This window comes from Myroides phaeus, from assembly GCF_900099675.1.
GTDB classification, from domain to species: domain Bacteria; phylum Bacteroidota; class Bacteroidia; order Flavobacteriales; family Flavobacteriaceae; genus Flavobacterium; species Flavobacterium phaeum.
This window is the reverse complement of sequence record NZ_FNDQ01000024.1, coordinates 1-14,833: the sequence shown is the minus strand read 5'-3', so window position 1 is coordinate 14,833 and position 14,833 is coordinate 1. Positions and strand designations below refer to the sequence as shown.

General features: G+C 33.1%; 10 protein-coding genes. 3 read left to right on the top strand and 7 right to left on the bottom strand.

Annotation, left to right across the window (positions count from 1 at the left end):
- Positions 1-46 precede the first annotated feature (46 nt).
- The 3 genes from BLT46_RS10940 to BLT46_RS10930 form a co-directional block, all read right to left on the bottom strand.
- Positions 47-2,047: a fumarate reductase/succinate dehydrogenase flavoprotein subunit gene (locus tag BLT46_RS10940; RefSeq protein ID WP_090410158.1), complete on the bottom strand. Its 2,001-nt coding sequence runs from the start codon at positions 2,045-2,047 to the stop codon at positions 47-49.
- A 17-nt stretch (positions 2,048-2,064) separates the two neighbouring features.
- The gene (locus BLT46_RS10935; protein ID WP_090410157.1) at positions 2,065-2,889 is read right to left on the bottom strand and encodes a succinate dehydrogenase cytochrome b subunit; all 825 of its coding nucleotides are present in this window, start codon (positions 2,887-2,889) and stop codon (positions 2,065-2,067) included.
- A 182-nt stretch (positions 2,890-3,071) separates the two neighbouring features.
- A complete protein-coding gene (locus tag BLT46_RS10930; protein WP_090410156.1) occupies positions 3,072-3,920 on the bottom strand; it encodes a ChaN family lipoprotein in 849 nt (282 codons plus the stop codon).
- Positions 3,921-4,074: 154 nt separating this feature from the next.
- Here BLT46_RS10930 and BLT46_RS10925 point away from each other — a divergent pair, with 154 nt between their 5' ends.
- On the top strand, positions 4,075-4,857 hold the full coding sequence (locus BLT46_RS10925; RefSeq protein WP_090410155.1) for an alpha/beta fold hydrolase: 783 nt from the start codon (positions 4,075-4,077) through the stop codon (positions 4,855-4,857).
- Between the two features lie 77 nt (positions 4,858-4,934).
- Here the strand turns inward: BLT46_RS10925 and BLT46_RS10920 are convergent, their stop codons facing one another.
- The 4 genes from BLT46_RS10920 to BLT46_RS10905 form a co-directional block, all read right to left on the bottom strand.
- Positions 4,935-7,697 (bottom strand): PD-(D/E)XK nuclease family protein, encoded by a 2,763-nt coding sequence (locus BLT46_RS10920; RefSeq protein ID WP_090410154.1) that lies wholly within the window; start codon positions 7,695-7,697, stop codon positions 4,935-4,937.
- A gap of 73 nt (positions 7,698-7,770) precedes the next feature.
- Positions 7,771-9,162, bottom strand: a complete 1,392-nt coding sequence (locus BLT46_RS10915) for an OmpA family protein (protein WP_090410153.1) — start codon at positions 9,160-9,162, stop codon at positions 7,771-7,773.
- Between the two features lie 108 nt (positions 9,163-9,270).
- Entirely contained in the window at positions 9,271-10,467 is a 1,197-nt protein-coding gene (kbl, locus tag BLT46_RS10910) for a glycine C-acetyltransferase (RefSeq protein ID WP_090410151.1), read from the bottom strand.
- A gap of 37 nt (positions 10,468-10,504) precedes the next feature.
- Positions 10,505-13,657, bottom strand: coding sequence for a UvrD-helicase domain-containing protein (locus BLT46_RS10905; protein ID WP_090410149.1), 3,153 nt, complete (start codon positions 13,655-13,657; stop codon positions 10,505-10,507).
- A 110-nt stretch (positions 13,658-13,767) separates the two neighbouring features.
- On the opposite strand from BLT46_RS10905, the gene BLT46_RS10900 reads away from it, so the two are divergent.
- Positions 13,768-14,373, top strand: a complete 606-nt coding sequence (locus BLT46_RS10900) for a superoxide dismutase (RefSeq protein ID WP_090410147.1) — start codon at positions 13,768-13,770, stop codon at positions 14,371-14,373.
- A gap of 85 nt (positions 14,374-14,458) precedes the next feature.
- Positions 14,459-14,833, top strand: a 375-nt coding sequence (locus BLT46_RS10895; protein ID WP_143021890.1) for a transposase, incomplete at its 3' end; no start/stop codon positions are given.

The following is a 14,833-nucleotide window of genomic DNA, read 5'->3' as shown; positions in this document are numbered from 1 at the left end:
TCGAATTTTTACAATAAGACAAGATTAAAAAATCTTTGTCTCAATATTATTTATAACTACGAGTTACCAATTTAATGTTTTCATAAACCAAGTCTTCTTTGTGAAGCACTGCATCACTTGGGTTTCCTTTGTATTCCCAAGCAGCAACGTATGCGAAGTTCTCGTCATCACGTTTTGCTTCTCCATCAGGAGTTTGGTGCTCTTCACGGAAGTGACCTCCACAAGATTCTTCACGGTGTAAAGCATCTTTCGCAAATAACTCACCTAACTCTAAGAAGTCAGCTACTCTTAAAGCTTTTTCAAGCTCTTGGTTAAAGCTATCAGCAGTACCTGAAACTTTTACATCTTTGTAGAAATCTTCTCTTAGCTTAGCAATTTCAGCCATTGCCTCAGTTAAACCTTTAGCATTACGAGCCATACCTACTTTATCCCACATAATTTTACCTAATTTTTTGTGGAAGTAGTCAACTGAATGAGAACCTTTATTAGTTAAAAGGTGATCAATCATACCACGTACGTTTTTCTCAGCTGCCTCGAATTCAGGTAAGTCAGTTGGAATTTCTCCAGTACGGATATCGTTTGCTAAGTAGTTACCAATTGTGTAAGGTAAAACAAAGTAACCATCAGCTAATCCTTGCATTAAAGCAGAAGCACCTAAACGGTTAGCTCCGTGATCAGAGAAGTTAGCCTCACCTAACACATAACATCCTTCAATTGTAGACATTAAGTCATAATCTACCCAAAGACCACCCATTGTATAGTGAACTGCAGGGTAAATCATCATTGGAGTTGTATATGGATCCTCATCTACGATCTTCTCGTACATTTGGAATAAGTTACCATATTTATTTTCAACAACGTCTTTACCTAATTTGTAAACAAGTTTAGCGTCGTTTTCATCTAAGTGTTTCAATCTTGCTTGCTCTTTTCCGTAACGGTCAATAGCAGAAGCAAAATCTAAATATACAGCTTCCCCAGTAGCGTTTACTCCATAACCAGCATCACATCTTTCCTTAGCAGCACGTGAAGCAACGTCACGAGGAACTAAGTTACCAAAAGATGGATATCTTCTTTCTAAGTAGTAATCTCTATCTTCTTCAGCAATTTGAGTTGGTTTTAATCTACCTTCTCTAATAGCTACTGCATCCTCCATTTTCTTAGGAACCCAGATACGTCCGTCATTACGTAATGACTCAGACATCAAAGTTAATTTTGATTGGTGGTCACCTGTTACAGGGATACAAGTTGGGTGAATTTGTGTAAAACAAGGGTTAGCAAAATATGCTCCACGTTTGTGTGCTTTCCAAGCAGCAGTAACGTTTGACCCCATTGCATTTGTAGATAAGAAGAATACGTTACCATATCCTCCTGTTGCAATTACAACAGCGTGAGCTGAGTGACGCTCAATCTCACCATTAATTAAGTTACGAGCAATAATACCTCTTGCTTTTCCATCAACAAGTACAATGTCTAACATTTCGTGACGGTTGTACATATGAATTTTTCCACGACCGATTTGGCGGTTCATAGCAGAATAAGCACCTAATAATAATTGCTGTCCTGTTTGTCCTTTAGCGTAGAATGTACGAGATACTTGTACCCCACCAAAAGAACGGTTATCTAAAAGACCTCCGTATTCACGAGCAAAAGGTACACCTTGAGCCACACATTGGTCAATAATATTTTCTGAAACTTCAGCTAAACGGTAAACGTTAGCTTCACGTGCACGGTAGTCACCTCCTTTTACAGTATCATAGAATAATCTGTAAACCGAGTCACCATCACCTTGGTAGTTTTTAGATGCGTTGATTCCCCCTTGAGCAGCAATAGAGTGCGCACGACGAGGTGAATCTTGGTAACAAAATGCTTTTACATTATAACCTAACTCAGCTAATGTAGCAGCAGCTGATCCCCCAGCTAATCCAGTACCAACAACAATAACATCAATGTTACGTTTGTTTGCAGGGTTAACTAATTTTATATGGTTTTTATAATCAGACCATTTTTTATCAAGTGGTCCATTAGGTATCTTAGAATCTAATTTCATAATCAATTTCTTTAGGACTATTTAATAAAGTGAATATATAAAGGAATAATAGCAAATAACGCTGGAACTAAATAGCAGAAGATTTTTCCACCAAATTTAATTAATCCGTTATACTTTGGATTGTTTACCCCTAAAGATTGGAATGCACTTGCAAATCCGTGAGATAAGTGGAATCCAAGAACAATCATTGCAATTACATACAAGATAGTACTAATAAGTCCTGTACTTGGGTCTTTAAAAAACTCAATTGTAATTTTGTGTAAATCTTTGTAACCATCAGCAACTTTCAAGTCTGTATTCGCTTGGAAAAACTGAGTTCCTTTCACTTCTAACTGTCCCATTTCAACAGCTGTAACAGGAATTGCTTGTTCTTGTACTGTTTTGTAAACAAGTACTGGTTCTTGCCCCTCAATTGTTACTTCAATTGTTTGCAATGGCATTTCAGAAAAATGCATTTTTGCCCAGAAGTTAACCATGTGAGTAACGATGAACACTAACAATAAAGTACCTAAAACTGCCATATTTCTTGAAGAAAATGAGCTGTTAGCAGCAGCATTGTTTTTAGCATATCCAATTGGACGTGCTTTCTTGTTTTGAATTGTTAAAACGATACCATCAATCGCGTGGAACAAGATTGAAATATACGTAACATAAGATAATACTTTTACTGCTGGATTAGTTGTCATGAATAATGCGTACTCATTGAATTTTGAAGCATCACCAAAAATCAATTGAAGGTTTCCCACCAAGTGACCAACCAAAAACAAGCATAAAAATAACCCTGTAAGAGCCATCCAATACTTCTTCGCTAAGGATGACTTTAAAAGTGCAGATTTTGCCATAATGTAATTTTAATTGTTTTTCTTGAAAAAATCTCTCAAAAATACAGCTTATTAACGTTATGCACAACGAGCGAAGCCCTATTTATACTGAGTTTAAACAGAGAAAAACACAATAAAAATCAAGAAACAAATCGCAATAATCACACTATTTAAGACTAAATAATCTTTTTAGTTAAAAAAAACTAAAAAGATTTTAAAATGTTCGCATCAATAACAATAATAAAGTTAGCTAAACCTAAATTATCTGGGGTAAATTGTACCCCATCTTCCCCTTCAACCATAGTAATTGTCGCAATTTTGAGAGCAGGATTGTACTTTTTCAAATACCAAACAATCCCTTCAAAATTATTACTGTGATATGAACCATTAAAATGTAAAAACAACTCTCCCTTTCTCGCGTTTTGAACAATAAAATGGGCCATTGTAGCATCTTTTATAGCTTGTGCTTTGGGCATATTTTCATCTGTATGATCTTCAAACATTGTCATCATTTTTTGATACCCGGGTAAACTACTATCATAAGGAAAAGGTAATGGAGCAATCCATTTCTTTTCTTGTGAGCTTAATGTATCTAAAGACTCTACACCTTTTTTATAAACCATACTTGCAAATCGTCTCGGAACATTAGTAGCGATAAAACTAAGCTTATTAACTTTCGCATATTCTACTAATGGTTTATAATCTGTTTCATAATTATTCCATAAGCGTACTTGCTCTCCCATTTCACTTTCATTAATCTCTCCTGAAATATAATTTCTCAATCCTTCTTGATTATCAGCTTCAAACATTTCTGCCCCTAAAACTAATTGACGCTGTTTATCTAAAGACTCTGTAGTTTGTAATTGTAGCCAATGTCCTAATGAGTTATTGTGATACTCCCCAAATAACACAACATCTTCCTTTATAAGTTCTTTAATCATTTTATCATAACTAACCTTTTTTCCTTTCTGATTATAAATCTGATATGGCCTTCCTGTTTGGGCAAAACCAAATGAACATATCAACGAAAGAGCTACAACTATATTTTTCATCTATTTTATACTTTTATGATTTGCTACAAATATAACAGCTTTCTTTAATTAAGAATGAATTTAAATAAACATATTCGTTACTTGACAGACAACATCCTGAATTTTGTTTTGATTATATAAGGGAACTCATAAATTTGCAAACAAATACGTTAGAATGGGATTAATCAAGATAAATTACAAAAACATAGACCTTTCGTTTATAGACAAAGGAAAAGGAAGCTCTTTAATATTTTTACATGGTTTTCTTGAAAATGCAACAATGTGGAACTATTACACAGAAAGTCTATCCAAAAAGTATCGTGTAATTTCTATTGACTTATTAGGGCATGGAAAAACAGACTGCATTGGATATATCCATAGTATGGAGGATATGGCAGATGCTGTTTTTGCAGTTATTTCTCATTTAAACTTAAAAAAAGTTACATTTATTGGCCACTCTATGGGGGGATATGTAGCTTTAGCTTTTGGAGAACTTTATCCAGATTTTGTCAAAAAAATAATCTTAGTTGCCTCAACTACAAGAAGTGACAGTTCTACAAGAATACAAAACAGAGATAGAGCCATAGATATTATTAAAAAGAACAGTGATCTATTTGTTAAAATGGCTGTTGGAAATCAATTTCAATTACAAACTAGAAAATCAAAAGTAAATGAAATTGAAGAACATCTAAATAATGCTCTTGCAACGCCTGTACAAGGTATTGTAGCAGCCTTAGAGGGAATGAAAACAAGAACAGACCGAGAAGTTTTATTACATTTCGCCCCTTATCCTATACAATTTATACTTGGAGAAAAAGACCCTGTTATGGTTTATGATGATATTATAACACAAATTGACAACAAGCAAAAGGATCTAATTACTTTAGATGGAGGACATATGCTACATATTGAAGCTAAAGAAGAGTTATTGACAGCAATAAAAACATTTTTAAAATAAATAAAGAGAGGTATTGTTTAGACATGCCCACTAAAAATTAAATACCTTTTGGGCATGTCCATATTTACCACTCTTTATTATTTTATATCTTCTAAGAAACTATCGTGGGGATTTAAAATAGCCAAGATCAAAGCAACTAATTCGTCTTTAAAAAATGATAATGTCTCACTTGTAATGCTATGGTCAACTTCTTTCCCATTACGAACACCGAAGAAAAGAAAACCTTCTCGTCTATTCTTAAACGAGTAAATTCCAGCTTCAAAAGGCTTATTTTCTTCTCCTTGTGCATACATTAATGCATAACATAAAAGCTGAATAATCTTATCATTTTTTAAATCTAAAGTCAAACCTTCCCAAGCGCTTAACTTAAGATTATTTGACTCTACTTTACCACTTTTATAATCAATAATACGAATTACACCATTCCTCTCTTCAATTCTATCTACAAATCCAAATAAGTTGACAGGGTATGGCAAGCGGTCATCTTCTAATGTAAGCTTTAACTCTGTTTCAAGTTCTAATAGTAATACATCATCTCCCTTTTCTAATCGACTAACCTCCTCATTTAAAAAATGATATACATTTCTTTTAGCTACTTCAAATGCTAAAAGGTTTTTACCCATTTTTTCTTTGTCACTATTATATACTTCTTCAAATTGTGTTTGAACTTCTTGGTCAGCATTTTTTTGTATAGACCGTATAATTGGAATAGTTAATCTAGCACCTACAAATGGCTTATATAAATTCTCTAAAGCATTGTGAATAATGGTTCCTAAAGTATTCAAAGCAACACTTTCTTCTACCTCCTCTACTTCACGTATACGCAAAACACGTTGCATATAAAACTGTATTGGATTACGCAAATAGTTTGATAAGGCTGAGGGAGAAAAACCTTTCCCTAGTGAAATATCTTTTAACTCCTCTTGCAGCTTTATTGATTTAGGAATTTCAATTGCTTCATATGCTTTATCTGGCAAATCTGCTGAATAAGTAACATATTCAACTTTATGGTTTTTACATTGTTCAACTTCTAACTGCGTTAAAAATCTACTTTTTTCTCCTGCATCCATTCCATCAGCTTGAGAATTATAAATTAAATAAACATTTTTAGCACGCAATAACAAATGATAGAAGTGATAACTATAAATCGCATCTTTTTCCTTATAAGTAGGTAACCCTATTTCGCGTTTAATATCATATGGTATAAATGAATTTTGAGATTTTCCTGCAGGAAACTTACCTTCATTTACTGAGGTAACAATCACAGTATCAAAATCTAAAACCCTACTCTCAAGAACTCCCATAACCTGAAGTCCTTGTAAAGGCTCCCCTTCAAAAGACACCTCTGCCATATCCATAACTTGCTTATATAAAGCATATAGCGTCTCATAACTTGCTATAAAACTATACTTTTGACAATAAGAAATTAGTCGATTTAACATCTGATAAGCTGAATACAAAAATGTCTTACTTAATCGTTCACTATCTATTTCATCATTAAGATTATTTTTAATTACAAGTACAATATCTATTAATGTTTGAAGAATATCCAAAGGAGTTTTCTCTTTCCATGATTCAAATACAAGCTTTCTCAAAGGAAAAGTACTATCATTAATCCATTCATCAAATCTATTAAGCGTGAAGAAAGTCATATTCTTATTATTAATTTCCTTTACAATAGATTCTCCAGAAATAACAACATTCAATATTGGATTACTTAATACATCTAGAATTTCTTTATAATAAACAATATATTGTTTTCCTGACCTTCTAATGGCTGATAAATGCATCTTGAAGATTTTGTTTAATAAAATTTGAACAGGATTACTATTCCCACTATATCCCATTGTAATATTCAAACTACTAACTTGATTTGGTAAACTATGCAATACAGGTAACAACAAATTCTCTTCTCCCAAAACCACAGCAACTTTCTCTAATTTAGGACTACTACCTAAAATAGATTCTATAATTTGACCAGCAATTTTTGCTTGACCAACACTTTTGGGTGTTTGAATAACTGTAATCTTTTTTTCTTGATCAAATTCATCTACAATCCATTCAAAAGGATTTCTCTGATAATGAGTCCAATTCTTCTTTATTCGCCTTAAAAACAATCCTGCATCGTGATATTGATCATTCATAAAATATTGATCTATGTCCCAAAACACTTTCCCTCTCTTTTCGAGTAGAATATGTTGAATAATTACTTCTTCCGCAGCATTAAGAGCATTAAATCCCGCAAAGTAATATTGTTTATTATTAGCCTTTATGAACTCTTTATGCTTATTGACAGCTTCTCTATAAACCAATCCTTGGTACCCAATATTCTTTTCAATCAATCGGGTATATAACTTATCATAATATAAAGGCATTTTATCCCAAAACTCCAAATAACTACTAATTAAGTCAGTCTTTTGTTCAGGATCTAATGACCAGTGTTTTATATCTTCAATATTTTTTAAATATGAAAACACATAATTAGGATCTAATAAATACCTATCAACTTCATTAAAATCTTGCAGTAACATTTTTGCCCAATTTGCAAAATGATCAAAATCTTGTGCGCCTTCGCCATGAATATCTCTATATACTATATAGAATTCAAACAATAGTTCTATTGAATCTATGGTACGGATACCTGACAAACTTTGTATCAAATCTTCAATACTAATTATTTCAGGTGCAAAAACACTTGTATTATAATATTTTTTTAAATCTTCTAACAAAAATATTTTAGCCCTTTTATTGGGAAGTACAATGACTAAATCATTCATAGACAAAGGAAAATCCTCCTTTATCTGAGCGCTTAATTTATCTAAAAAAGAAGTTGTATTCATAAAATAAAGATATAAAAAAAACGCTTCGATTACCTCGAAGCGTTTCCTTATAATTATATGATGCTTAAATCAATTATTTTTTTAATTGAATTTCAACACGTCTGTTTAATTCACGTCCTTTAACTGTTTTGTTAGAAGCGATTGGATCAGCAGAACCGTAACCTTTAGAAGTTAAACGGCTAGCATCGATACCTTTCTCAATTAAATAAACTTTAACTGCGTTAGCTCTATTATCAGATAATGGCACGTTAATTTTATCAGATCCTGTACTGTCAGTGTATCCAGCAATGTGGAACTTAGCAGTTGGATATTCTTTCATAATTTTAACGATGTTATCTAAAACAGCGTAAGAAGAATTTTGGAAAGTAAATTTACCTGTATTGAATAAGATAGTTTTACCATAGTCATTAAGTTGTTTTACTGCCTCTTCTTTAATTTCTGGACATCCATTGTTTGAAGCTGGACCTGGAACATCTGGACATTCGTCTAAATGATCTGGAACACCATCACCATCTCTATCTGGCCATGGACAACCTTTATTTTCTTTTGGACCAGGAACTTCTGGACATTCATCTAAATGATCTGGAACACCATCACCGTCTGTATCAGGACATCCGTTGAACTCAGCTAAACCAGGAACATCTGGACACTCATCTTTATGATCTGGAATACCATCTCCATCTGTATCAGGACATCCGTTGAATTCTGGTAATCCTGGAACATCTGGACACTCATCTAAATGATCTGGAATACCATCTCCGTCTGTATCAGGACATCCGTTGAATTCAGCTAAACCTGGAACGTCTGGACATTCGTCATATTTATCTAAGATACCATCTCCATCAGAGTCTTTCCCTCCAAATTGGAAACGAATACCAGCAAAGTGTTGCATATGTGAAGCAACATCTACATCTGGAAGTCTTGTATCATCAAATGAATGTTTATAAGTAGATTGTAGAGTTAATGCAATGTTAGGTGTAAACCAGAAGTTTAATCCTAAACCTCCATTTACAGTACCTGCACTTGCATCACCCATAAATGTATAACCTCCTCCTACTAATAAGAAAGGATCAATTACTTTTGATTTTAAAATTTCTTTAAAGCTGTATTTAACTTCAGCATCAATACCGTAATAAGTTAAATCCCCTGGGTTGTATTTTTCATACCCTTCGTTTTCATCTTTGATGAATTTGTCAATTTTGTTAACTGACCCAGCAACTCCAATAGAAAAACCATCACCTAAGTATCTTCCAACGTTTAAGTAAGATACTGAAGGAAGAATGTTCCAATCACTAGTGTTAAAATAACCACCCATTCTGTGTGAGAAGCCCTTAGCTGCACTTACTTTCGTATTAACTGCGTTAGCTCCAACAGTCACTGCCCATGGATGATCAGCATCCTGAGCATGGGCTGTTAACCCAGCGCAAAGTACTGCAGCTGCAAATAATTTGTTGAGATGTTTCATAACTTTTTATTTTTTACTTTACCGTAATAATAAGCAAAAATACAATTCTCAAACAATATTTACAAAAAATTTCGTTAAGAATAGCATTTTTTATTTTTACATGTCTTTTTACTTAATAACTTTTAACTCTTTCCCCACTTTCACAAATGCTTCAATCGCTTTGTCTAAGTGGCTTTGCGTATGAGCAGCAGACAATTGAACGCGTATTCTTGCTTTCCCTTGTGGAACTACTGGATAGAAAAATCCTGTTACATAAACACCATTTTCTAAGAGTTTATTAGCCATATCTTGTGATAGTTTAGCATCATAAAGCATTACAGGAACAATAGCTGAATCTCCATCAATGATATCAAAACCTGCTTCTTTCATTCCCTTTTTAAAGTAATTTGTATTCCATTCTAATTTATCGCGTAAAGAAGTATCATTCTTTAATAGTTCAAAAACTTTTAACGATGCACCTACAATCATTGGTGCTAATGAATTTGAAAACAAATATGGACGAGAACGCTGTCTTAATAACTCAATAATCTCTTTCTTACCTGTAGTATATCCTCCCATCGCACCTCCAAGAGCTTTTCCAAAAGTACCTGTGATAATATCTACTCGTCCCATTACTTTTTTAGCTTCTAAAGTACCTTTTCCTGTTGCTCCAATAAATCCAGCTGCATGACATTCGTCAACCATTACTAAGGCATCATATTTATCTGCTAAATCACAAATCTTATCTAATGGCGCTACTAAACCGTCCATTGAGAAAACACCATCTGTTACAATGATTTTAAATCTATGTCCTGCTTCATTTGCTTTAATTAATTGCTCTTCTAATTCTGCCATATTGTTATTTTCATAACGGTAACGAGCAGCTTTACATAAACGAACTCCATCAATAATTGAAGCATGATTCAAGCTATCTGATATAATTGCATCTTCCGCGCCTAATAGTGGTTCAAAAACCCCTCCATTTGCGTCAAATGCAGCAGCATACAAAATTGTATCTTCTGTTTGATAAAAATCCGCAACTGTTTGTTCTAATTGCTTATGTATATCTTGAGTTCCACAAATAAAACGAACAGAAGACATCCCAAAACCATGTGTATCTAATGTATCTTTTGCTGCTTGAATTACTTCTGGATGAGAAGACAATCCTAAATAGTTATTTGCACAAAAGTTCAAAACCTTATCTCCTGAAGATACTGTTATCTCTGCTCCTTGTGGAGAAGTGATGATTCTTTCTTTTTTAAATAAACCATTCTCTTCAATAGCGGCTAATTCTTTTTGAAGATAACCTTTAATTTCTCCGTACATACTTATATTTTTTTAGCGTTTGTTAAATACTCAATAACTACAAATGTATTATTTTTAAATCTTCTCCGGTATATAGTAGCACCTTTTTAACTACATTATACCCCATTTCTTCTAATGACTTGGCATAAGCATTCACTTGTTGTTTATACTTCTCCTCTTCTTTTCCTGTTTTATAATCTAAAACCATTGCTTCTTTTCCGCGGACAACCACCCTATCTGGAATTGTATTCCTTTTAGATTGTTCAATTATAACACGTTCATTATAAACAATATTATCTTCTAAAAAGAAATCTGTTAACGCTGGATGAGAAACAATACTTGTTATAATCTTATAAAAACCCTCTTTCTGAGTCTCTTGAATTAATCCATTTTCTAACCCTTGCTGTACTACTTTATCCACATCTTTATAAGAACTTACAAATGACATCAAATTGTGAACTAAATTTCCGTATTCAATAGCTTGTAAATTCGTAGAGTCCCACATCAGGGCTTCCCGTTGAGCAATCTTAATTGCATCAAAATTTAATATCTCTTTTACTGGCATTATCAGCCTACTATCTTCCCCCTCTATCTTATCTTGAGGAATTGAAAGGCGTTTTGGCTCTCCAAAACTATACTTTAAGTCTACGTCATTATATACACCTTTTGAAAACAAAAAATCGAGAAAGAACTTAGATAAATTATTTTTAAACTCTCCTTTTGTCGATACATTTTTATAGCTTATAACATACAATTGTTCTTCTGCTCTTGTCAATGCCACATATAACACATTAACATTATCCAATAACATCTCTTGTTCTTTTCTTTCATAAAGCTCTTGTGCAAGATGCCCATACTCTACTACTTCTTTTTTAGAATCAACCAGCGCTTTAGGAAAAGCTATATTATCTTCCTCTGAATCTATATCAATCCAAAGCTTATCTCTACTTGGTCTTGAATAATCCTCTTCGGCAAAAGGGAATATTACTACAGGAAACTCCAATCCTTTTGACTTGTGAATTGTCATAATTTGCACAGCATTCCTTCCTTCTGGTGTTGGAATGCTAAACTTTTGATAATTAGTAATCCAATAATCAATAAAGTCACTTATACCAAACTGACTCTTTAAACTTTTCTCTAATACTAAATCCAAAAAGTATAACACATATGAGTTAGTACTCTTTTCTGGCATAAAAGCATGAACAATTGCTTCTACAGCATCATATAAGGATTTAGCGCGACATGTATTAAACGAAATTGGTATTAATTGTGAATTCAACCAACCAGCAAATTCTTCTTCATCATTAATCACTAATCCTTCTTTAATGAAATCATGTTTCGTTTCACCAAGGTTCTTTTTACTTGCTACATAATAAAGAAGCATCATTTTTGCTTCTAAATCTTTATCATTTTTCAAGTAACGTAAAACATTGATAATCAATCTAACTTCACTGGCATTATTAATCAACAATGAATCTGAAGACAAAATATCAATACCATTTTCAGTCAGATAATTTGCCAAAACAACTCCGTGATTTCTCTTTCGAGTTAAAATAACAATATCCTTTAAATCAAACCCTTGCTCTAAAATATCGTGAATAGTATCTAAAGTTGCTTTAGCATATTGCTCATCTTTTTCAACTGACTCATCTTCTATATTTTTCTCCTTTTCTAAAAATTCAATAGATACATATCCTCCAGACTTACTATTAACTTCCTGATAACTATTACTCTCATAGAGATCCTTGTAATCTTCATTTAGAAAGTTTCTCGAGATATCTTTAAATAAATCATTATTAAAGTTTATAACTTCAGCATAACTACGGTAATTCTTTCCAAGATTTACCGTTTGCTTATCTGGATTAGAAAAAGGGTTTTCATCTTTACTTAATGCAATAAACTGCTCTGCTTTTCCTCCACGCCATCTATAAATTGACTGCTTTGGATCACCTACAATCATCAAGCTACCTTTTGTTCCTGTTAAATCTTCACCAGCCAATGCATTATCAATCAAAGGCACTAAGTTTTGCCATTGCATTTCAGAAGTATCCTGAAACTCATCAATGAAAAAATGATGATACCTCTCTCCTAATCGTTCATAAATAAAAGGCGCAGGCTGATTTTGTATTTCTTCGTGAATAATTGCATTAAACTGAGTTATCGACAATATATTTTTTTCTTCTTGAATCTTATCCATTTCCAATCCAAGTGTATTTAACAGGGAGAGTGGAGTCAAGTTTTTTAGAAATGCTTGATAAAAGGCTCTTTTAGCATATTTACTATATACTTTTTCTAAGATTTTTAAAAAGTCACCAACATAAGCCTCTATCAGCTCAGTATCCTTAGCTCCCTTCTTAATCTTAACTTCATCAAATTCATGATATCGCTTAGTTTCACCTACAGTATCTAAAACAACTCTTTCAACATTCTTGACAAAATATTGTCCTGAGAAAGAAGTCTTATCTATTCCTTTTGTTTCAATCAAATCTAAGATAGACTGTCCAAGTTCTTTTGTTTCTTCCGTAATTCGCTTTATTTCTTGTCTTAAAAAATCTCGAACTTTCACAAAATCTTCTAATGTTTTTTCTGAAAACAAAGCAATCTCTTCTCTGTTATTTTCATTTAACAACAAAGCTCCTACATCTTTCAACTCTTTACTAATATCCCAACTTTTGTCATTATCTGCCTTATCAATAGAGAAATCTACTAATAAGTCTGTTAGCTCCAAGTCTATTCCTGCTTTAGATATCACAGCATCTACTGCTTCTTGCAACAGCTCATCTGAATCTAACGACACCTCAAAAGACATTGGCAACTCTAAATCAAATGCAAACGACCTAATAACCTTATGCGTAAACTTGTCAATTGTCGAAATATCAAATGAAGCATAATTATGTATAATACTTTTGATAATTCTTCCTGACTTTGCTTTTACAAAATCCGCTTTCAACCCTGTTTCTTCCAGAACTTGATCAAACATTCCAATATATTTCTCAGGAACAATCTCTTGAGAGAAACCATTCAAGCACGAAACAACCCTGGTCTTCATTTCTGCTACTGCTTTATTTGTAAAAGTGATCGCTAAAATCTTCTTATACGCATCGTCCTGCCTGTCTAACAACAAGATCTTAAGGTATTCTTTTACTAAAGTATGTGTTTTCCCTGATCCTGCAGAGGCGTTATATATTGAAAATGAGGGTTTATCAGACATTATAAATTCGTTAAGCATTAACTTTTATTAAACATACAACTTTTCGCTATTAAGCATAAAATGTTTAAATTTGAAATAAAAATAATACTAATCTTTAAATAATACGAATTATGGCTTTCGAATTACCAAATCTACCGTATGCGTACGATGCATTAGAACCAAATATTGATGCACGTACTATGGAAATCCACCATACAAAACACCACAATGCTTACACTACTAACTTAAATGCAGCTATCGCTGGAACTGAATTAGAAGGAAAGTCTATTGAGGAAATCCTTAAGAATTTAGATATGACTAAGGCTGCTGTACGTAACAATGGTGGAGGTTTCTATAACCACAACTTATTCTGGACTGTAATGTCACCTAATGGTGGTGGAGAACCTACAGGAGAATTAGCTGAAGCAATCAATAAAGACTTTGGTTCTTTTGCTAACTTCAAAGAAGCTTTCTCTAAAGCTGGTGCTTCTCAATTTGGTTCTGGATGGGCTTGGTTATGTGTTAAAGACGGTAAATTAGACGTTTGTGGTACTCCAAACCAAGACAACCCATTAATGCCAGGTGTTGCTTGTGGTGGTACTCCAATCTTAGGAATGGATGTTTGGGAACATGCTTATTACCTAAACTACCAAAACCGCAGACCTGACTACATTACTGCTTTCTTTAATGTAATCAACTGGGCTGAAGTTTCAAGAAGATTTGCTGAAGCTAAATAATCTTTTAGCTCTTTAAAATAAAAAACTCCGGAGTTTAAACTTTAGACATGCCCCAAAAAGTTAGACACTTTTTGGGGCATTTTTTATGAGTAGAAAACAGAAATACAATTTTGAATTTAAGTTACGTATAGTAACTATTATTTTGGAAGGTAAAGACAGTATGAGGGGACTTTCTCGATCAGAAAAAATCAGTGAGTTTAACCTTTATTTTTGGCTTAAACTATATGAAGTTTATGGAGAACAAGGATTACATGGAATCTCCAAAAACAAATTCACTATAGAAGAAAAAATTCATATTATTCAGGAACATCAAAATAGTGATTTATCTTTGACAGATACCTGTGTTAGATATAGAATCTCAAATCCTTCTGTCTTATTCCAATGGATAAGAAAATTTAAAAGCAAAGGATTTAAAGGCTTAGAAGACAATCGGGGTGTACATTTAAAGAAAAATAAAACA